At 36.5% G+C, this 20815-nt stretch carries 20 protein-coding genes and 1 other annotated feature; of the genes, 3 read left to right on the forward strand and 17 right to left on the reverse strand.

The genetic code is table 11. From position 1 onward, the window contains the following. Nucleotides 1–41 precede the first annotated feature (41 nt). Entirely contained in the window at nucleotides 42–992 is a 951-nt protein-coding gene (locus BLR86_RS18535) for a ribose-phosphate diphosphokinase (protein WP_090764835.1), read from the reverse strand. A gap of 246 nt (nucleotides 993–1238) precedes the next feature. On the opposite strand from BLR86_RS18535, the gene BLR86_RS18540 reads away from it, so the two are divergent. Beyond that, on the forward strand, nucleotides 1239–1928 hold the full coding sequence (locus tag BLR86_RS18540) for an AIM24 family protein (RefSeq protein ID WP_090764838.1): 690 nt from the start codon (nucleotides 1239–1241) through the stop codon (nucleotides 1926–1928). A 206-nt stretch (nucleotides 1929–2134) separates the two neighbouring features. Here the strand turns inward: BLR86_RS18540 and BLR86_RS18545 are convergent, their stop codons facing one another. The 10 genes from BLR86_RS18545 to BLR86_RS18590 all read right to left on the reverse strand — a co-directional run bounded on the left by BLR86_RS18545 (nucleotide 2135) and on the right by BLR86_RS18590 (nucleotide 12386). After that, nucleotides 2135–3832 carry a 2-isopropylmalate synthase gene (locus BLR86_RS18545; RefSeq protein WP_090764842.1) on the reverse strand — a complete coding sequence of 566 codons (1698 nt, stop codon included), beginning with the start codon at nucleotides 3830–3832 and terminating at the stop codon, nucleotides 2135–2137. Between the two features lie 56 nt (nucleotides 3833–3888). Further along, nucleotides 3889–4108: a binding site (T-box leader), on the reverse strand. Nucleotides 4109–4339: 231 nt separating this feature from the next. Next, entirely contained in the window at nucleotides 4340–5023 is a 684-nt protein-coding gene (locus BLR86_RS18550; protein WP_090764845.1) for a DUF421 domain-containing protein, read from the reverse strand. Nucleotides 5024–5382: 359 nt separating this feature from the next. After that, a complete protein-coding gene (locus tag BLR86_RS18555; RefSeq protein WP_090764850.1) occupies nucleotides 5383–5685 on the reverse strand; it encodes an MTH1187 family thiamine-binding protein in 303 nt (100 codons plus the stop codon). 99 nt (nucleotides 5686–5784) lie between these two features. Next, on the reverse strand, nucleotides 5785–6354 hold the full coding sequence (locus BLR86_RS18560) for a class I SAM-dependent methyltransferase (protein WP_175492956.1): 570 nt from the start codon (nucleotides 6352–6354) through the stop codon (nucleotides 5785–5787). Between the two features lie 65 nt (nucleotides 6355–6419). After that, nucleotides 6420–7208, reverse strand: a complete 789-nt coding sequence (locus tag BLR86_RS18565; RefSeq protein ID WP_217642401.1) for a response regulator transcription factor — start codon at nucleotides 7206–7208, stop codon at nucleotides 6420–6422. Next, the gene (locus BLR86_RS18570; protein ID WP_139185654.1) at nucleotides 7205–8281 is read right to left on the reverse strand and encodes a sensor histidine kinase; all 1077 of its coding nucleotides are present in this window, start codon (nucleotides 8279–8281) and stop codon (nucleotides 7205–7207) included. Before BLR86_RS18570 ends, BLR86_RS18565 begins: the two co-directional genes overlap by 4 nt. Before the next feature lie 22 nt (nucleotides 8282–8303). After that, nucleotides 8304–8855 (reverse strand): hypothetical protein, encoded by a 552-nt coding sequence (locus BLR86_RS18575; protein ID WP_139185656.1) that lies wholly within the window; start codon nucleotides 8853–8855, stop codon nucleotides 8304–8306. Between the two features lie 320 nt (nucleotides 8856–9175). Next, a complete protein-coding gene (locus BLR86_RS18580; protein WP_090764861.1) occupies nucleotides 9176–10504 on the reverse strand; it encodes an ABC transporter substrate-binding protein in 1329 nt (442 codons plus the stop codon). Between the two features lie 66 nt (nucleotides 10505–10570). Continuing rightward, nucleotides 10571–11404: a carbohydrate ABC transporter permease gene (locus BLR86_RS18585; RefSeq protein ID WP_090764863.1), complete on the reverse strand. Its 834-nt coding sequence runs from the start codon at nucleotides 11402–11404 to the stop codon at nucleotides 10571–10573. A 19-nt stretch (nucleotides 11405–11423) separates the two neighbouring features. Then, on the reverse strand, nucleotides 11424–12386 hold the full coding sequence (locus BLR86_RS18590; protein ID WP_090764866.1) for a carbohydrate ABC transporter permease: 963 nt from the start codon (nucleotides 12384–12386) through the stop codon (nucleotides 11424–11426). 252 nt (nucleotides 12387–12638) lie between these two features. Between BLR86_RS18590 and BLR86_RS18595 the strand changes: the two genes are divergently transcribed. Beyond that, entirely contained in the window at nucleotides 12639–13268 is a 630-nt protein-coding gene (locus tag BLR86_RS18595) for a YesL family protein (protein WP_090764869.1), read from the forward strand. A 296-nt stretch (nucleotides 13269–13564) separates the two neighbouring features. Here the strand turns inward: BLR86_RS18595 and BLR86_RS18600 are convergent, their stop codons facing one another. Beyond that, nucleotides 13565–14116, reverse strand: coding sequence for a TetR/AcrR family transcriptional regulator (locus tag BLR86_RS18600; protein WP_090764872.1), 552 nt, complete (start codon nucleotides 14114–14116; stop codon nucleotides 13565–13567). Nucleotides 14117–14295: 179 nt separating this feature from the next. Here BLR86_RS18600 and BLR86_RS18605 point away from each other — a divergent pair, with 179 nt between their 5' ends. Continuing rightward, a complete protein-coding gene (locus tag BLR86_RS18605; RefSeq protein WP_090764874.1) occupies nucleotides 14296–15222 on the forward strand; it encodes a DsbA family protein in 927 nt (308 codons plus the stop codon). 88 nt (nucleotides 15223–15310) lie between these two features. On the opposite strand, the gene BLR86_RS18610 is transcribed toward BLR86_RS18605, so the two are convergent. The 5 genes from BLR86_RS18610 to BLR86_RS18630 all read right to left on the reverse strand — a co-directional run bounded on the left by BLR86_RS18610 (nucleotide 15311) and on the right by BLR86_RS18630 (nucleotide 20469). Further along, nucleotides 15311–16579, reverse strand: coding sequence for a mechanosensitive ion channel family protein (locus tag BLR86_RS18610; RefSeq protein ID WP_090764877.1), 1269 nt, complete (start codon nucleotides 16577–16579; stop codon nucleotides 15311–15313). 214 nt (nucleotides 16580–16793) lie between these two features. Beyond that, nucleotides 16794–17501 carry a DNA alkylation repair protein gene (locus BLR86_RS18615; RefSeq protein ID WP_090764880.1) on the reverse strand — a complete coding sequence of 236 codons (708 nt, stop codon included), beginning with the start codon at nucleotides 17499–17501 and terminating at the stop codon, nucleotides 16794–16796. Between the two features lie 238 nt (nucleotides 17502–17739). Then, nucleotides 17740–18651, reverse strand: a complete 912-nt coding sequence (locus BLR86_RS18620) for a nucleoside hydrolase (protein ID WP_090764883.1) — start codon at nucleotides 18649–18651, stop codon at nucleotides 17740–17742. A 6-nt stretch (nucleotides 18652–18657) separates the two neighbouring features. Beyond that, the gene (gene rbsK / locus BLR86_RS18625) at nucleotides 18658–19563 is read right to left on the reverse strand and encodes a ribokinase (RefSeq protein WP_090764886.1); all 906 of its coding nucleotides are present in this window, start codon (nucleotides 19561–19563) and stop codon (nucleotides 18658–18660) included. A gap of 99 nt (nucleotides 19564–19662) precedes the next feature. After that, nucleotides 19663–20469, reverse strand: a complete 807-nt coding sequence (locus BLR86_RS18630; RefSeq protein ID WP_090764889.1) for a YitT family protein — start codon at nucleotides 20467–20469, stop codon at nucleotides 19663–19665. Nucleotides 20470–20815: the final 346 nt, after the last annotated feature.

Here is a 20815-nt window from a genome sequence, read left to right on the forward strand (position 1 = left end):
GTCGAGTAGTAAGGAGCCGTGATCACCACGGCTCCTATGTTTTATTCAAATAACGGACTTACTGCTTTTTCATTATGAATACGGTCTATCGCTTCTGCCAGCAGTGGTGCAACAGATAAAATGTTAATTTTAGTAGACCTCTTTTCTCCTGTCTGCTCAATCGTGTTTGTTACGACTAATTCTTGAATAGCTGATAATTCAATTCTATTGATGGCTGGACCTGAAAGAACAGCATGCGTGCAGCAAGCATACACCGCTTTGGCCCCATTCTCCACTAAGGCGTTTGCAGCTAACGTTTGCGTCGATCCAGTATTAATTAAATCATCGACAATGATGGCATTTTTTCCTTCAACATTCCCAATGATGCCTACTATTTCGGACGCATCTGGTTCAGGTCGTCTGCGATCAATAAGTGCTAGCGGAGCATTTAACAAACTCGCCATTTTCCTTGCTCTTAAGACAGCTCCATTGTGTGGTGCAACAACGACAACATCTTCAAGACCCTTTTTCTCAAAGTATTCGGAAAGAATTGGAATTCCAATTAAATGATCCACAGGAATATCAAAAAAACCTTGGACCTGTGGTGAGTGAAAGTCCATCGTTAACAGCCTGCTTGCACCTGATTTTTCTAAAAGGTTCGCAATTAATTTCGCTGTAATCGGCTCCCGAGATCTAGCTTTTCGATCTTGCCGTGCGTAGCTATAGTAAGGTATGACAATGTTGATCATTTTGGCTGAAGCTCTCTTTAAGGCATCAATCATAATGAGAAGCTCCATAATATGGTCATTATTTGGGTGTGAAGTGGATTGCACAACATAAACATCACATCCACGGACACTTTCTTCGATATTTACTTGGATTTCCCCATCACTGAATTGAGAGACCGAGCTCTTCCCGACTTCACAACCTAAATGTGCAGCTATTTCTTTTGCGAGGCTTTGATTTGAATTTAATGAAAACAATTTAAACTTTTTATTCAATTGATACGACACTTTATGTCCCCCATGCATGGTTAATTTACATTCTTATTTTAGCTCATTATCTTATTTTACATGAAATGAAGTCTTAGGAACAACTTTATTACTTGGATAAAAAAACCACTCATGACTATCATTGGCGAAACCATTAGCAGGGTTGAATTACTTCATCTTCAGAAAATGTCTTTTATTGTTCTCTATAAAAAAATGAAACAAAAAAGGGTGCCACTCGTAGTAAAGGAATGAAAGGATGTGGGAGCAATGAATAGATACTCGATTGAAGAATTTATCCAAAAAACTGAGCAGCAAGATAAGGGTGAAGGTTTTTTTGAATTAGAAACTCCTCGGATGCTGGAGGTAAACTTAGACGGGCAGGTTTGGGCTAAAGCCGGTTCGATGGTCGCGTACCATGGAGCAATGAAGTTTGTCCGCGAAGGAATTTTAGAACACGGTCTCGGAACTGCGTTCAAAAAAGCATTGACAGGAGAAGGCGCCTCCTTAATGAAAGCCAACGGGAAAGGAAAATTATATCTTGCCGATAGCGGGAAGAAAATTATCATCCTGAAATTACAAAACGATTCCATTTATATTAACGGGAATGACCTGCTAGCCTTTGAACCAAGTATAAAATGGGATATTAAATTAATGAAACGAATTGCCGGTATGATTGCGGGCGGTTTGTTTAATGTTCGCTGTGAAGGAACCGGGATGATAGCTTTTACTGCTCATTATGAACCGATCACGTTAAGAGTATTACCGGGCAGTCCTGTCATTACAGACCCAAATGCAACAGTAGCATGGTCTGGTAATCTCATGCCAAGCTTCCAAACTGATATTACATTAAAAACATTTTTTGGAAGAGGCAGTGGAGAGTCGATTCAAATGAAATTCGAGGGTGACGGTTTTGTCGTTATCCAGCCTTATGAAGAGGTCTACATGAAGGAAAAATAAAACATTACATAATTTCGAGTCATAAGTAAAATGAATTGCCCTCCATAACCCATGGTATGGAGGGCAATCTAACGTAATTGAATGCAAATAACGTTTCAATTAGTATAGAACTCTTGCTGTCGAAAATAGCCATTTCTGAATGATGATATTTTCTTAAGAGAAAAAAAATCGTTTGAAACATTTTTTGTTGTTTAATTCCCTGCTCTTTATCTTTGAATAAGATTTCTTTCATTTTGTAGTTGGGAGTTGGATATCATGTTGTTTACAGCGCTAAACAGCGCTTTTACAGAAGAAGTCATGATATCAGCGTCAATCCCACAGCCCCAATAAACAGTACCATTCAAATCAGTAATCCCCACATAAGACACAGCATTTGATCCTGATCCAATTTCTAGAGCATGCTCCTTATAGACTAAATCTTTGTAACGGATCCCGAGTTTGGTTTGAAGAGCATTGCTGATGGCGTCAAGTCTTCCATTCCCTTCACCTGTAATCTCAAGAACTTCATTATCCATCATAATGGATACAATCGTTTGATAATGGTCATTTTGAGTATAGCGGTAATTGATAAACTTAACAGGGAGATTGATATTTACATATGCTTTATTGAATATGTCAAAAATTTCATTTGGCATAAGCTCCTTGTGTAAACGGTCTGATTCATCTTTCACTTTATAACCGAAGTTTTCACGCATCTTCGCAGGTAAATCAAGCCCATAGTTTTGTTCCAAAATATAACCAATTCCCCCTTTACCAGACTGGCTATTTATACGGATGATGTCTCCTTCATATTCTCTGCCGATATCCTTAGGATCAATCAATAGATATGGGACATTCCAATACTGTCGCTCCTCTTCCTCACGCCATTTCATCCCCTTGGCAATCGCATCCTGGTGGGAGCCAGAGAATGCAGTAAAGACGAGTTCGCCACCATATGGATGTCTTTCATGAACCCTCATTCTTGTTAATTTTTCATACTTAGAAATAATCTCACGGATATTTTCAAAATTAAGTTGTGGGTTTACCCCATGGGAATACATGTTTATTGCAAGCGTTACAATATCTACATTACCCGTTCTTTCTCCGTTTCCAAACAGAGTTCCTTCTACTCTCTGCGCTCCCGCTAGCATTCCAAGTTCTGCATCAGCCACTCCCGTTCCTCTGTCATTATGCGGATGGAGTGACAGGATCACATTGTCCCGGTAATCTAGGTGATCACTCATAAACTCAATTTGACTTGCGTAGACGTGAGGCATGGACATGGAAACGGTAGCTGGAAGGTTAATAATTACCTTGTTCTCAGGAGTTGGCTGCCAAATATCAAGTACCCTGTTACATATATCAAGAGCAAATTCCATTTCTGTACCTGTAAAGCTTTCAGGTGAATACTGAAACTGGAAGTTCCCCTCCGTCTCTTCTGCATATTTTTTAAGCAATTTTGCACCGCTTACCGCTATATCGATAATTTCTTCATTAGTCATTTTAAAAACCTGCTCACGCTGTGCCACGGAAGTCGAATTATAAAGATGCACCACAGCATTGTTCACACCTTTTAACGCTTCAAATGTTTTTTCAATAATATGATCTCTCGATTGCGTTAACACTTGCACCGTTACGTCGTCTGGAATCAAATCCTGTTCAATCAAGGTCCGTAAAAAAGTATATTCTGTTTCCGAAGCTGCAGGAAAGCCAACTTCTATTTCCTTGAAACCTACTTCCAAAAGCAGCTGAAAGTATTCTAATTTTTCCACGAGGTTCATCGGTACGACTAATGCTTGATTTCCATCTCTTAGGTCGACACTACACCAGGTAGGAGCTTCAGTAATATACTCCTTCTCTGTCCATTTCAAACTTTTGGCTGGGGGCATAAAATATCCTCTAGAATACTTCTCAATATTTCTCATTTTAATAACCACCTTTTCTATTAAGTAACAAAAAAATAAAAAAAGCCAATCATCTCATAAGAGACGATAGGCTTTACCTACGTGGTACCACTCTTTTTGATTCGTATCAAAATAACCGAATCCACTTTGAGACTTGATGACGGTGGTCAACCGTTAAGACCTACATTTCAGCCTTACCACTCCTGGGCGAGTTGGGGAATTTATTGACTGTCTTTCACCAGCCGACAGCTCTCTAGGCAATAAATATTCCTTAATACTCCCTATCATTGTGTTTTTAACATTTTAATTTTTGGAATCTTTTGATTTCCCCTATTTTACAATAAAATTAGATTTTTTCCAAGTACAAAATTTCAACTATGGACCATTTACCTTCTATGATTCATTTAAGAAAAATTTAATGGTTATTTTAGAATCCTTGTATATCTTCTTATTAAACAATCCTCTTTGTTCTTGGATTTACTCTCCCACAGGGATTTAATAATGTTTATTGAATACATCTGTTAAAATTTAATTTGATGGAAAAGTCTGAACAAATATTCCATCGCCCTCTAACCATTCTGCTAAAAAAACATGTTTATAATTAGATACATTTTGCATTTGTAGCTGCTTCTTTAACCATGATTCATCAAAACCAAGATCTTTTATTTCATCCCATAGAACCTTACCATCCCGAATAAGGGTGACTGGAACATAGGCGGGCTTTCCTTGAAGATTAAAGTCTTCTAACGTTGTTTTTTGATACTGCGGTTTCTTTAATATACTAATCGAACCATTTGACTCTAAATAGCAAAATGCCACTTCCCGAACGGAAAAGGTTTCTCTTTGCCGAAGCAAGCTCTGTAATTGATTTATATTCATCCGATTTTTCTTTAATTCTTTCCGATCAATCACTCCATTTTTAATAAGAGCAGAAGGTTTGCCCGAAAAGAGACCACTGAAAAATAAAAATTTTCTTTCGAGAAACTCAACCGTAAACAGTAATAATCCCCATATACTCATCGTGTAGACAATATAGAAAACTCCCACTTTATCATTGTACAAGGCGTTACCTAGCAACTCACCTAACACAATCGATGCAATATAGGTGAAGGGGGTAATTTGATTAATTACCTTCTTGCCAATAAACTTAATAATAATAAACAGGACTAAGAAACCTGTAATTAGCTGCATCGTTAAATGATGTAAATTCACCGTTTAATACCCCTATCAAATGCTTTTAATGTAATGCAGACAATGGAATTTCTATGAACTAATTCTACAATTGCCAAATAAAAACTCCTTTATGTAAAAATGGTTTGTTTGTGTAATATTATTCCAAGATATCTTATTTTTATTTTTTTATGTTACAGTTCGAAGATTTTAACCATTTGAATGGAACATGCTTGTTGAACAAGGAAACTGAATAATAAAAAGGAATGTTTCAGCGGTTGTTTTAAATACCGCTGAAACACTCCTTAAATCGTTTATATTGGTTGGTTAATTTATTTTGTTTACATAATATTATTATACAAAACTGATTTATTCGTTCCTATAATATAACCATAGATTAACTATAATTTTGCCTGTACGGACTGTAACTTTCTCGCCATTGTATTTTCTTTGTCACGCCTATCATCGATTCGAATGTTTGTACAAACTCTCTGTAACCCTTTTTGAAATGGTACTTCATGAAGTTCCTGTACAATTTTCAGTAATAATGTTAACTCACCTTCAATTAGTGTACTCATTGGAGTTAACTGATATTTAACCCTTCCTTCATACTGTTGAAGAACTTTTTGTATTTCAGCTACATACTCGCTGACACTTGGTGTGCCTGTCCCAACCGGAATAACAGTAATATCTATAATTGACATTCTTATACCTCCTGCTTTAATAACCAAAATATGAAATACTCATTTATTTTTCGATCTTTTCCATCTCGGAACTCTCTTTTCAATCGTTCCTGTGATTTATCAATTATACCGTTTCTGACAAAATATCGATTGCCATCCTTCTAGTTCATTTTCTTCAAAATAAATAACTTTCCAATCCCTAAATTCCTCTAACAGTTCATTTGACCGGAGTTTGTATTGTTCGGATATACCCTGACCCTCAGTCTCTGGCGATTGATAGTAGGTTTCCATGAAAAAATACCCGCCCTCTTTAATGCTGTTCTTTACAACTGGGAATAATGCGCGGTCAAGGTAATAGGTAATAACCATTATGTTATAGAGAGCATTCTGCCAATCTTCGGTATCCACTGTCGTAAGGTCAGTTACCCGTGGTTCAATAGAAAGATTCTCTTTGGCTGCCTGCGTTTGAATATAATTAATCGCTACATCCGAAATATCCATTGCCTCCACCTGATAATCCGTCTGAGCAAGCAACATACTGTTCCCGCCAAGGCCGCAAGCAATATCCAGTGCTTTGCCCCCTTCCTTCAGATACGCCAGCAGTTTCTTTAACCTCGGATTAGGTTCAGGTTTTTCGAGCTGGTTAATCCTATCAAGATGTTTAATATTCCATTTGTCTCTTGTATTCATTCTAGTTCTCTCCATTTATTAATTAATAGTAATAGATTACATCCAAATGTATTATAATTGTTTAGCTAATTAGTTGTAAAATTAATGGATACTTTATCTTTATCTTTATATGATTTTGGCGATAACCCATAAAACCGTTTAAATGTTTTTAAAAAATAGCTCTTACTTTCAAATCCTAACTCATATGCAATCTGTTCAACTGACTTATTCGTATGATCTAATAATTCTATTGCTCTCTCCATTTTTACTCTTGTAACATATTCTACAAAACCTTCTCCTGTTTCTTTCTTGTACATCCTACTGAAATAACTTGAATTTAAATGTAAATGGGCAGCTATTTCTGTCAGAGAAATCTTTTCGCCAAGATGGGTTTGAACATATATTTGTGCTTTTAAAACGTCTTCATTTCTATTAGTCCTTTCTAAAAACTTGGTGACATTTACGTACTGATTATTTTTATACTGTTCTTGGTCCAACTTATTTTTTAATCTTTCTAGTAAAGCTATGATATTCGTTTCTTCCATCGATTCTTTTAAAATATAATCATATGCTTCTAACTTTATAGCTTGCTGTGCAAAGGTAAATTCATCATGACAAGAAAGGATGATATTATAGGAGTTGATTTTCGATTTTTTCAATTGCTCGATTAATTCTATTCCATTTAGTTTTGGCATGCCAATATCAGTAATCAATACATCATAAGGGTTTTCTCGCATAAACGCTAATGCCTCATTACTATCTTGAAAGCTTGCGACTACTTGGTAGCCATATTCCTGCCATGGAATAACTTTCATCAAAAATTCAATCACGATTACATCATCATCTACCAAAACTACTTCATACAACCTACTCACCTCTTATTGACAGGAATTTGAACCGTTAACGTTGTTCCTTCACCATCAATACTTTCTATCCACAATTGAAATGCGTCTCCATAAATTAATTTCATTCTTTGGTAGACGTTCTGCACTCCTATACCGTTTAACGATTGATTATTTTTTACATAGACATTATTATTTGCCTGAAAAACTTTCATTTGCAATTGTTCTAATGTGAGCTTGTCCATACCCTTACCATTGTCTGTAATGATGATTTCCAAGTACTTATTACTAAATTCATTGGCCATTATTTTAATCGTTTCTTTACTATTGTTATTCCCATGAATGATTGCGTTCTCAATAATTGGTTGTAAGAAAAATCTTGGTACTTCAAAACTAGAAGCAGCTTCGTTCACATCGATTTCCAAATCTACATCATGGCGGTGACGGAAGTTCATTAAATCTACGTAATGCTTTACAGTTGTTAACTCTTCTTCTAAGGGAATAAAAGCATTATTACGATTGATCGTCATTCGGAGGAGTGCGGACAAAGAATATATGAGTGATGCACTACCTGTATCTCCCTCCATTTTTATTTTTAAGCGAATCGCATTTAAGACGTTAAATAAAAAATGCGGGTTAATTTGTGCTTGAAGCATGTCTAATTCAGCATTTCGTTTCGCTTCTTCCTTAATTTTAATCTGTTCAATCATTTCTTCGATCGTATCCAACATATGATTAAAGGAGTGGCCTAACTGAGCGACGTCATTATTTCCTGAAAGATGTATCCTTGCTGTTAAGTCACCCTGTTTTATAGCTTTTGTGACATAGTGTAATCTTGTAATCGGTTTTGTAAATTCACGGACAAGCACGATCAATCCAAGTAAAAATAGAACTAAAAATCCACCTTGAATTAAAATCGTTGATCTCGTTACCATATTGATCGATCCAATTGTGTCTTTATATGGCACAAGGCTGACCAATCTCCAACTCGAATAGGACACTGGATAGGAAACCAATAAATGCTTCTCATCATCGTAGTCAACAATTTGGTAATCAGCGTTTGTCACGTTATATGGTAAAATCGTTCCTACTCTATCTGTACTCAAGCTTGAATAGATTTCACCTTTGTTATTGGTCAAATAACCTTCTACCAATGGTAATGAGATAGGGGTAAGTATTTTTTTCAGATTGGATGTAGGTTGGGTGGGCGCCAAGCCAATAGGATTGGTAAAAATTTAAGTGGTCCAATTTTTCAAACCATGGTTTTTCTTTAAATTGTAAAGGATTAAAATCTATTTGAGAATAATTGGTGTAATACAAGTCATTTTTAAACAAAATGGTAATATACATAGGCATTAATAAATCAGTAATTCCAGACAATTCATTCGATATATGTATATAATTAAGGGCTATTTTTTGTTTTACGTTAGCGGAATTTGCATCAATTAACTTATGCGTTTTTAGTAACTGATTCATGTTGGTATCAAATTGAATATAATTTGAAGTATACATCATATCATCTAACATACTTTTTATCCCTAATTCTAACATCCTTAAATCATCCTCTGATTGTGTTGCTGCACGTTGTTCTAATACATCTTTTGTAAAATAGTCTGATACGATATACGTACTAACCCACGGAAATAAAATACAAAGAATGACTGATACGATTAATCTCATTCTTAGTGACATTTGAGATATTTTCTTCCATAAAAACCTCACTGATCATCACCGCTTCCAACATTTAAAGAAAAGGCTTTGTTAAACTAGGCTGTTGATTTGTGCTCCAGGCGCTTCGCTTTCCGCAGGCGGTTCGGGAAGCCTCCTCGGCGCTAAAGCGCCTGCGGGGTCTCCCCTGTCCCGTCCTCCTGCAGGAGTCTCGCGCCTTCCGCAAAAATCAACATAGTCATAAAATCAACATTTACCTTTAACACAGCCAAAGAAAATAATAATAGAGAGAAAACATTTGTTTTCTCTCTATTATAGCATGAATATTCTAATTATTTATTAGCATCAACTACCGCTTGTACTCTTTTTTCGATGTTTTTCATCGTTTTATCAAGATCCTGTTCACCAAGGAGATATAATTCTACCTCTGCACCAAATTCGCCCCATGCTTCATTAATATAAGCTGGTGGAGCAATGACTTCGATAGGCTTAACGGAGGTAAGAGCATTCTTCAATGATTCGATATGAATAGCGTCAGGTTTTTTGGTTCCATTTACCACTGCTTCTAACGATTTGCTCATATCTGCTTCCTTCCATGCCGGTGTAAAGATTCCTTGGTCTACAATACCTTCTGTAGTCAACCAACGCATGAATTCATATGACTCTTGCTTATGTTTTGAGCTTTTAGCGATGGTAATTAAATCTCCACTCATTGGTGCAAATGCTTCATCGCTTGCCTTTGTTTTCGGCCATGGTGCCCAAGCGATTTCAAATTCAGGTGTAAATTGACCCCATTCACTAATCATAAAGCTACCAGTAGGAACCATAGATGCGGATTGACTAAAGAATTGCTGCCGATAATCTAGTTTTTGCGATAATATTTCAGTAAATGGAACAGATGACTTATCTACATTTTCTAATTGATTTCGTAGTTCTAATGATGCGCGTAACGTAGGATCAGTTGCATTTGATGTTCCATCCTCGTTTAATATTAAATTATCCTTTGCTTTACCCATTAGTTTTAAATTTGAATGGAAGAAATGCCATGAGTGTAAATACGATCCATAATGCTTGTCTGTCGTCAGCTTTTTAGCGTAATCCGTATAGTCATCCCATGTCCATTCAGTCGGAATCTTTAAGCCAGCTGCATCAAGATGTGCTTTATTAAGCATAACAAGCAGTGTGATATTTTTCATTGGCAAGCCGTAATACTCTCCATTAAAAGCTGGATAGCTATTATTGTATACTTTATTAATATCCATGCCTTCTGCTTTAGTAAATTTAGTGATGGGTTCTACAAGTCCTGCACCAATTCGTTTTGCTAGCTCTTGAGGTTGGTTGAACAAAATTAAATCCATATCATCACCCGCAGAGGCCATTAAATCTAACTGTTTGAAATAATCCTGAGTGTTCATATTTTCAACCAGTGGGATGGATTCCACTTTTACTCCTGGATGTTCTGCTTCGTATTTTGCAATGACACTTTCCCATTTTCCAACATCCTCATTGATCCAATGGACAAATTTTAAGGTAACTTCTTCCTTAGATGTATCAGGTTTTTCTTCATCTGTTGAAGCCTTATCGTTTCCGGAACAAGCAACCAACATAAAGATTGCAAAAAGTCCAACTAGTAACAATGACCCCCATCTTTTCAACATCATATTTCCCCCTTATTTTTAGTTGTATATTAACTCTCTCAAAATAAATAGAGGGAGTACATACTGTTTTCAACCTTTCACTCCACCAAGCTGTATCCCTTCAATGACGTTTTTCTGTCCGATAATGAAGATAATCAGTAAAGGTAAAATGGCGGAAACAGATGCAGCCATCATTAATGTGTAAACGCTGCCATGTTGATCCGAAAAACTTTGTACGCCAAGTTGAATCGTAAATAATTCTTTTGATCTTAGGAAGATTAATGGATTTTGGAAGTCATTCCAAGTCCAAATAAAACGTAATATAGCATAGGTTGCAATCGCTGGCCTTACTAATGGTAAAGCAATGGAAGTGAAAATTCTTAAATGACCTGCTCCATCGATTCTTGCTGATTCGATTATTTCATTACTAATTCCAAGATAGAATTGGCGCAGCATAAACGTCCCAAATACACTGAAACTATTTAATAGAATAAGACCCGTGTGCGTATCATAAAGTCCTAGCCACCTATATAACAGAAATTGAGTAACTAGGAGCGTTTGGGGTGGAATCATGAACGTGGCCAAGACGATTAAAAAGATGAACTCTCTTCCTTTAAAATTTATTTTGGCAAATCCATATGCCGCTAAACAGGATATCGTACAAGAAACCAATGTCGTTAGAACCGTTACCTTAATAGAATTCCAATATAATAGAAGAAATGGCATGGAACCGGTCCAAACTTCTTTATAATTTTCAACCACATTCCAGTTTTGAGGAATCCATTGAATTGGAAAAGTTAATACATCTTCTTCTACTTTAAAAGAAGCAGAGATCATCCATAAAAATGGCATTAGAAAAGCAATTCCTATTAAAACCATAATGACGGTCATGATTAATTTTCTTATATCTAATCTTGCTACCATTTGCACTGCTCCTTTCTTATTAATAATTCACCCATTTTTTCTGCCCAATAAATTGAATATAGGTAATGAATAAGATAATCACAAACATAACCAATGAAATAGCAGAAGCATAGCCTGTTTTTAATTCAATAAATGCTTGCTGATACAAATAAACAACTGGGGTGATCGTTGAATTTGCCGGTCCACCATTCGTTAAAACGATGATTAAATCAAATACTTTAAAGCTTGAAATAACACCAGTAACAAACAATAAGAAAGTGGTCGGGGACACTAATGGAATCGTAATCTTTCTAAATTGAGACCAAGCAGATGCACCATCCATTTGTGCTGCTTCATATAATTCTTTCGGAATGTTCTGCAAACCCGCCAAGTAAATGATTAAATTAAAGCCAATTCCGGTCCAAACCATAATTAACATTACAGATGGTAACGCAAAGGTTACGTCTGCTATCCAACCAGGTGGGTTTTCAACTCCCAGCTTCAAGAGTAATTGGTTAATAGGACCTTTCGTTGGATGAAACAGCACCTGAAAGACAACTGCAACCGCTACAATGCTCGAAATAAACGGCATAAAATAGATCACTTTAAACAGATCTTTCAAATAAACATATTTGTTAATAATCACAGCCAATGCTAGAGATATAAGTAAAGTAATCGGTACTGCTAAAATTAAGAGTACATTATTTACTAATCCTTTAAGGAATAATGCATTGGTAAGTAATTTTGAGAAATTTCCCAATCCTACAAATTTAGCATTTTCATAGCCAGCTACAAAATTCCAATCGGTAAAACTTAAAACAAATGAAGATAGAATTGGAAATAATACTAATATAGAAGTCCCAATAAACATTGGTCCTATAAATGCATACCCTGCTAAATTCTCATTCCAACCACTAAAAGGAGTACTTCTCTTTGTTTTCTTTGGTACTTTACTTTTAGCTGTATGTACAGCATTTGTTTCAACTTTTACTTCGCTATTCAAGTTTGTCACCCCTTCTTCTTTATTGTAGCTTTAGTATAGTTTTTGAAATCGCTTTCAACAATATTGTATTTTTACATTATTGGGAAAATTTTTACTAGTTCATTGTATTTCTAATTTCTCAGTAAGATTCGGGAGATACCCTACGTATTTCAAGTTTGATTTTTACTTTTTAGATAAAATTTTTACTTTATCATAAAAAAAGAAACTTACTCCTTATGTGCATGATATATTTATTGATAAGGGGGGAGCACCATGCAATTAGGTTCATTTTCAAACGCTGTTTACACCTTTTGTGATTGGATAGCAAGGCTCGCATATATTAACCTTTTATGGATTCTTTTTACTCTAACTGGATTTGTGATTTTTGGAATTTTTCCAGCTACAATTGCAATGTTAGCAACATTAAGACAGTTTATTCGAAAAAACCATCCACCCGTGTTCCAAACTTTTTGGCACTATTATAAAAAGGAGTTCTTCAAAAGTAATAAATTAGGTTTTATGATCGTAGTAATCGGTTTAATTTTGTATATGAATATTAATTTTTTACACTTTACTCCTAATGAGATATCAACTTTTCTTTTTTATTCAAGCATCATTATGAGTTGTATTTATTTTCTGATCATTTGCTATACATTGGCTTCATACGTTGAATTTGATCAATCATTAGGAACTCATTTGAAAAATGCACTTCTCATTACAATCTCTAGCCCAGTGCCAAGTCTATTTATGATTTTTGGATTTGCTGCCGTTTACTTTGCTGTTACCTATTTATCTGGATTAGGGTTCTTTTTCAGTATAAGTATTTTAGGTCTAGTAATCCTCTCCTCTGCAAATCTAGCATATAAAAAAATTCAAAGGAAACAAGAAAAACATAGTGCATAAAGAACAAGCCACTTTTTCCTTTAAACCAACATGGAATAAAAAAATGTACCGATAAAAAAAGTGCCAGTCTAACAAGAAAAGCGCAAGCGCCCTGGTCAGCGGCGTATGGCCTGGAGCGCTCCAACCGAGATAAAGGAAACACGAAGAGCCGAAGGCGATTCGATGTTGACTTATCGTAGGGCGGAGAGCGAAGGACACTAGCCGCTAGGGTGCTGGAGCTGGACAGTAAACTAAGTTCAAAAATTTATACTTTCTTATCTTTAAAAAAGTAAAGCTGCCTAAACGGCAGCTTCCTTCTAAATCCCATTCATAATATAAGGAATGGCTGATAGTATAAATTCCTCCGGATCAATTGTCTGACTTTTTCTTCTCCATTCTACAGATGCCCCGTAGATTCCCCAGCTTAACATAACCGCCGTAACCCTTAGTGCTTTCTCATCATGCGTTGAATGTTGTTTTACCAGCATTTTGTAAAAGATCAATTCAAGCTGTTCTCTAATGATGCGGGCTATCGTATCTTCGTAACCCCGATGGCAGCGGTTAGATAAAGATTTTTGAAAGTTCGTGATCGCTTTAAAAATACGAACAAACGTTGCTTCGCTCAATACGCTTTCTTGGTAGATATCAGAATTCAAATTAATTAATAATACCTCTGATAACACCTTCTCTAATAAATCGTATATATCCTGAAAATGATAATAAAAAGTGGCACGATTTATCATTGCCTCTGTGGTAATATCCTTAACCGTTATATCCTTAAACTCCTTTTTATCCGAAAGTTCAATAAAAGAATCCATAATTAATTTACGCGTACGAAGCACTCGAGGATCTGTCTTTGTTTCATTCATATTAATTTCCCTCCGACTTTTTAAACAAATATGTAAATGTGTTGGATAAACAACATATCCAATCAACTATTGGTGTGGTTTGCTTTCATTATGTACTAAAATATAATTGTGGAGCAACAATAAGGCTTCATTTAACTGAAACATATAATTATAAACTTCAGAAAAGTGAGGGAAAGTATATGACAACCAATAAAAATATGATTTGTGATTTAGAAACAGGTGTGTGTGGTGTAGCTGGAGAGGAAGAAATGGAGATCATTGACTTGAATCCAACAAAGAAAAAAATAGACCTATACTATGTAACCGATCCAATCTGTTCCCATTGCTGGGCGCTTGAACCTACTCTTCGCCGTTTTGAAAAACAATACGGACATTATTTCAATTTTCATACCGTGATGGGTGGATTACTAGAAAAATGGCATGATGGACCAATTGATCCTGCAAACGGAATATTTAAACCTGCAGATGTCGCTGGTCATTGGAGAGAAGTTGGGGAATATTCGCGCATGCCAATCGACGGATCACTTATGATTGACAATCCTGTTCAGTCATCCTTCCCTCCTTCTCGCGTATATAAAGTGATTCAAAAAAATCATAATGATGAAAAAGCATTTGAATATTTACGTCGTGCAAGAGAAGCCCTATTTGCCTTTAATCAAAATATTGCTGAAAAATCCGTTATGACAGAAATTGTAACTAGTCTTGGGCTTGATGGAGAATCGATTGTAAAAGAAGCGGAAGAGCAAACTGGACATCTTTTATTAAATGAAGACTTCGCACTTGCAAGAAAACTTGGTGCCAGAGGTTTTCCAACCATTATCATGATAAATGAAGAAAATAAAGGTGTGAAAATTGTCGGCAGCCGTCCGTTAGAAAACTATGTTAATGGATTATCAAAAGTCCTAAATGAAGAAGAACCAAAACCAATGCAACAACCTTCACTTTCTAATTTGCTTGCTACAGAAAAACTCCTATTCTCAAAAGAAATTGAAGTCATGTATGATGTCGAACAATCCGGCCTTCAAGCTTTTGTTGAAAAAGAATTAACAGCTGGTACTTTCGAAGTAAATGAAGTGCTTGGTGAAAAATATTTAGTAAAAAAATAAATTTGCTCAAAAGAAAAAAGCGCCAGTACCTTCCATTTTCATAGTAGGTACTGGCGTTTTTCGTAGATATTATTATCATATCAATATTTTAATGCTCCACTTCCCTAACCATAGAAACCTTTCGTGATTCCTCCACAACGGCTTTCAAATCATTTCCAGATGGATTCTGGAATAATCGCAGCTCAAACTCCTGTACGACGGCAAAGAGATGGTCAAAGATATCAGCTTGTACCGTTTCGTATACTGCCCATCTAATATCATTTGAAAAAGCATAGATTTCTACTGGCAGCCCGTGCTCAGTTGGTGCTAACTGTCTAACCATTAAGGTCATTTCCTGATTGATTCCCGGATGATGTAAAAGATAATTGCTGATGTACGCCCGAAAAACACCGATATTCGTGAGGGCCCTTCCGTTCACCGGATTGTTTCGGTTTATTTCATGCCTGGCATTGAACTCGGCAATTTCTCGTTCTCGATCGATTATATGGTCTGAAAGATAGTGGATATTTTTAAATTTTTCAATCATCTCATCGGTACAAAAAATAATACTAGTGGTGTCGATAAATAAAGATCGCTTAATCCGGCGCCCTCCAGAGGTTTGCATCCCTCTCCAATTGATAAAGGAATCAGATATGAGGGCATAGCTTGGAATCGTCGTTATCGTTTTATCAAAGTTTTGCACCTTTACTGTATTTAAAGAAATATCAACAATGTTTCCATCAGCCCCATATTTAGGCATTTCAATCCAGTCACCCATCCGAACCATATCATTGGCAGTCAACTGAATCCCTGCAACAAGTCCTAATAACGAATCTTTAAAAACCAACAAAATTACGGCAGATAGCGCACCTATTCCACTTAGAAAAATAAGCGGACTTTTGCCAATCAGGTTTGCGATTACCAAGATGATACCAAGGGTAATGAAAAAGATATTGACTACCTGGATATACCCTTTTATTGGCCTGATTTTAGATATTTCAAAGGTTTGGTAAATATCATTAACCGCATTTAATACGCTGTTTATAACGATTAATCCCATAATGATTAAATAGGCAATGGCGCCCTTTTCAATCAAATTCTGATAGCTTGGAAAGGTGGATGCAAAATAATAAATAATGATGGCAGGAACAAAATGGGACATGTTATGAAAAACACGGCGTTCCAAAAGCATATCATCCCACGTGAATTTGTTACTTCGCACAATATGCGAGATAACTCTGAATACGACCTTTTTCGTGATAAAATTCGCTATTATACAGATAGTCGCTATGAAAAAAATCATGATGACGATTGATAGATACTTTGCAATAGTAGGATCCATTTCTAAATCTAAAAGCATGTTACTTATGTAATTCATAATGTCTCCATCTCTGATGTAATTTTGAGTTATTTACCATTATAACAGAAAGATGTAGGATGGGTTTTCTTGGACGATTTGAGTCAAGATAACTTTCAATTTGCCACTGACAAAAAAGCACCAAACTCTTCTAATTTATGGATGGTGTCTGGTGCTTTTTCAATTTCCCTTGCTCCTAAAACATATATGTTTTCTTTTTTTTATGAAATCAATACTAACACCTTACATATTTGCGTTTGAAACCAAGCTTCCCTCTATCTATTTCCTTTTGAATATTTTCAGAGGCATGTAATATACTGCTTTTTTTCTTGCCACGCTTCATTTCGACCGGTCCAACTGCCTTAGCAGTTTCAACCGCCTTATCATGGAGTGGCAAATAAGAAATCCCGACGGTGTAAATAAAATTATTCATCGCAGATTTTGTTCGTTCCGGAGAATTATGAATGGTTTTTTCCACCTGATCAAGCATAAGGTCCATCTTGCTTACACTAAATTCAGCGTCAGGACGGTTACCCATTAGCCAACAGTAACAGCTCCAGCCTGCCGACATTTTAAGTTCTTCACCGCTTGCAATCCATTTATCGGCAACCACTTGGGCAATATCGGTTTCCGCCAATGTTACAGCAACCACATAATCGCTCAGCATATAAAAATAAGCTGCATCTATCCAACGTTCAAAATCCTCTTCAGACATTGCCATTGGATCCGCAATGATGCCAGCAAAATACATAGCATCGTAGTTCCCTGTGGAGTATAGCTGCTCTGCCAATGGCTGATTTAGCTTGATTTTCTTTGCAATCGGCTTCATTACGCCAGTTGCCACACCAAAAAGCGGCTCGTGTGCTCCATTGCTTATGTATGTCTTTTTGATTCGTTCCTTACCGAGCGCTTCCAATTCCTGCATAACTATTTCGAAATCCATTTTTTGCACATCCCCCATAAAACTATATATCCAAATAATTATAACCATCTTAGCAAAAAAGTGCCAGACACCATCCAATTAAAGCCGCTCTAATGCTCTAATTGATCGGGACAAGCACTAGAATTATTTCATATTTTCAAGAGGTATAGGAAACTTTGTTAAGTGAAAAAGAATCATTTATTTCGTTATTACTATTTTTGTAAACATACATAGTTAAATGAGGGGGAAAATTTGTCTATCAAAAAATTCGATCTAGAAAATGGTTTAAGAATTTTTCTGCTTCTACTTTAGTGCAGACTTGAATTTTCGGTTCACCTTCAGCGTTCGCGATTGTTCTCCCCGCCTCTTCTCCTTCTAGTACAACTTGTACATTCCATTTTTCTTTCTTAACGAAACTTGGGTCTATCACGACTCCTACAGCCAACGGGTCATGCAGGGCACATCCGCCAATACCTGGGTGGAACGTTTCATATGATTGCATATAAAAACTGGTTATATCTGCAAAAAAGTGAGTAGCCTCCGTACCTATTGCCCGCCACTCATTTAAATTTGCACTTGGCAATAGTGTTTTCATAGTAACATCGAGTCCCACAATCGTTACCGTCAGTCCGGAAGAAAACACAATAGATGCAGCTTCAGGATCGGTTATTATGTTTGCTTCGCTATACGGTGTGACATTACCTGATGTAAAAACGGCCCCGCCCATGATGACTACCTCTTTTATAAGAGAGGCTATTTCAGGCTCCATTTCAACAGCTAGTGCTAGATTGGTAAGCGGCCCCACTGCAATAATCGTCATTTCGTTCGGGCGCTGTTTAACCTGGCGAATCAGATAATCCACTGCCCCTTCTGACTCTGCTTCCCTGGCAGGAGGTCGATCAAATTTATTGCCCAGACCATCTTCACCGTGGACATGTGTGGGGAACTTTTTTCGAGCCCGTTTCAGAGGATTACCTGCTCCTGCATAGACAGGAACCATTCTTCCAAGCTTCTCTAAAACAACTAGTGTATTACGGGTGGTATATTCTATTGGTCCATTCCCAAAGCATGTCGTCAAACCAATGACCTCTAACTCTGGAGAGTTCAAAGCATAGGCAATCGCCAATGCATCGTCAATACCGGTATCCACATCCAATATAACTGGCTTCATTCATCTTCACCCCATTTTATGTACTTGTAAAAATTCCTCAACTTCCTTTTTGGTCGGCATACCACTTTGTGCCCCAAGCTTCGTAACGGAGATTGCCCCAATAACATTGGCAAACCTGCAGGCATCTTCAACTTCCACCCCATCAGACAAAGCAACTGCCAATGCACCATTAAATGAATCGCCTGCACCTGTTGTATCCACAGCCTCAACCTCGATGCTTGGAATTTCTATTTCTTTTCCGCTTTTATATATCGTAACTCCTTTGGAACCTTTTGTTACTACACACTTTTCTTTCAATTTTTCTATATCTTGTTCTGTCCCGTCTAATGAAGCAAACAACAGTGCTTGTTCATGTTCATTTGGTGTCAGATAATCCACCATCTCTAATAATTCCTTAGGAAGCTTTTGAATAGGTGCCGGATTTAATATCGTTAGGACCCCATGCTTTTTCGCAAGCTCTGCAGTTCTAATTACACTCTCTAGGGGAATCTCTAATTGTAATAAAAGGATATGGCTATTTAAGATTTTATCTTCATGTTTTTCGATTACCTCCGGAGTTATATCGTTATTTGCGCCAGAAACGACAATAATACTGTTATCCCCATCCGATACTACAATCGTAGCAACTCCAGTTGATGTCTCCTTAATTTTCGAGATATGTTCTGTATTTATTCCTTGAGTTGTTAAATGATCCACTAGTATTTCACCAAATGAATCATCTCCCACAGCCCCAATCATCGTTACATCTGCACCAAGGCGGGCTGCAGCGACCGCTTGATTTGCACCTTTACCACCAGGTATCGTATGAAAAGAATGACCTAATACGGTTTCACCAACCTTAGGAATTTGGTTGGTGCTGGTTACTAAATCCATGTTAATACTGCCAATTACCGTAACTTTCCTGCCAGCCATTTTATCACCCGCCCTTTCTTAATTTGTACCATTATTCCTTAAATTAGCGATGTTAAAAAGTAGTATTTTCTAAATACCTGAACTTTTCTTAGCAGCCTCCTAATTTTTAGCGAATTCACCATCGACTTCAACAGTTTCATATATATTAATAAAGGCTTTTTCATCATGGCTACGGACAATTTTTTTAATTTGCATCGTCTCGTACCGTGTAACTACCATCATTAATATTTGTTTTGTTTCCTTTGTATAGCCGCCAAAACCTTCAGTGATGGTGATACCTCGATAGATTGATTCTAATAAATCCTTTCGTATTAATTCTCCCTTTGTAGTAACAATCTGCATCGTTAGTTTGATGTGATTCGTGTGAATGGTATCAATCATTTTACCGGTCAAATAGATGGACAACAGCGTATATAATGCAATATTCGAATCGAAAGCAACACCAGAAATGAGAACAATAACGCCGTTCATAGCCGTCAGGAGAAGGCCAACACTTACATTACTAGTGCGTGAAACGATAATCGCTATGATATCCAAACCTCCAGAGGTGCCTGAATATTTTAATATCATACCTATTCCAATACCACCAATGATTCCACCATAAATCGCCGACAGCAAGATATTATCTGTAACAGGAACTGTCGGTATAAAATATAAGAAAACTGAAAGCGATACAACACAAATCAGCGTATTGACCGTAATCAACTTACCAAGCTTAAAGTATCCCAAAATAAGCAAAGGTAGATTGAGTATTAGGTTCATTAAACCAATATCAAACGGTGTGATTAACCCAATCAAAATGGCAATACCACTTATTCCACTACTCAAAATCCCATATGGAACTAGAAAGATATTAAAACCAACTGCTACAATCAATGAACCAACGATGACAATTAAATTTTTCAAACTAATAAACCTCCGTAACAGATTCGAAAAAAAAATAGATGATTTTTCGAGATTAGTAGATGAGATACCTGATGGACCATGCTGTTTTTTGTATTAAAAAACTCGCCCCTAAAATAGGGACGAGTTTGTACTCGTGTTACCACCCTTAAGTTCTCGTCATTGACTATTATTAAGGCTGTTTTCTTAAACTTTGTTGCTTTTTGATAACTATTCCCACGTTAAATTCTGCATTAAGATTTTCACAACAATCGTTAAGAAAACAGTCATTATTAAAAGTAATCTACCAGAAGGCTAATAAAGTTGTCAATATACTTTTCCAATATATCATTATTTTGAATTGTAGGAT

It is taken from the genome of Bacillus sp. OK048 (assembly GCF_900103525.1).
GTDB lineage: Bacteria > Bacillota > Bacilli > Bacillales > Cytobacillaceae > Neobacillus.

Coding starts and splice junctions, on each gene's coding strand:
- BLR86_RS18540 (WP_090764838.1), top strand. CDS start 1,239: ATGAATAGATACTCGATTGAAGAATTTATCCAAAAAACTGAGCAGCAA.
- BLR86_RS18545 (WP_090764842.1), bottom strand. CDS start 3,832: ATGAGAAATATTGAGAAGTATTCTAGAGGATATTTTATGCCCCCAGCC.
- BLR86_RS18555 (WP_090764850.1), bottom strand. CDS start 5,685: ATGTCAATTATAGATATTACTGTTATTCCGGTTGGGACAGGCACACCA.
- BLR86_RS18560 (WP_175492956.1), bottom strand. CDS start 6,354: ATGAATACAAGAGACAAATGGAATATTAAACATCTTGATAGGATTAAC.
- BLR86_RS18575 (WP_139185656.1), bottom strand. CDS start 8,855: ATGAGATTAATCGTATCAGTCATTCTTTGTATTTTATTTCCGTGGGTT.
- BLR86_RS18580 (WP_090764861.1), bottom strand. CDS start 10,504: ATGATGTTGAAAAGATGGGGGTCATTGTTACTAGTTGGACTTTTTGCA.
- BLR86_RS18585 (WP_090764863.1), bottom strand. CDS start 11,404: ATGGTAGCAAGATTAGATATAAGAAAATTAATCATGACCGTCATTATG.
- BLR86_RS18595 (WP_090764869.1), top strand. CDS start 12,639: ATGCAATTAGGTTCATTTTCAAACGCTGTTTACACCTTTTGTGATTGG.
- BLR86_RS18600 (WP_090764872.1), bottom strand. CDS start 14,116: ATGAATGAAACAAAGACAGATCCTCGAGTGCTTCGTACGCGTAAATTA.
- BLR86_RS18605 (WP_090764874.1), top strand. CDS start 14,296: ATGACAACCAATAAAAATATGATTTGTGATTTAGAAACAGGTGTGTGT.
- BLR86_RS18610 (WP_090764877.1), bottom strand. CDS start 16,579: ATGAATTACATAAGTAACATGCTTTTAGATTTAGAAATGGATCCTACT.
- BLR86_RS18615 (WP_090764880.1), bottom strand. CDS start 17,501: ATGGATTTCGAAATAGTTATGCAGGAATTGGAAGCGCTCGGTAAGGAA.
- BLR86_RS18620 (WP_090764883.1), bottom strand. CDS start 18,651: ATGAAGCCAGTTATATTGGATGTGGATACCGGTATTGACGATGCATTG.
- rbsK (WP_090764886.1), bottom strand. CDS start 19,563: ATGGCTGGCAGGAAAGTTACGGTAATTGGCAGTATTAACATGGATTTA.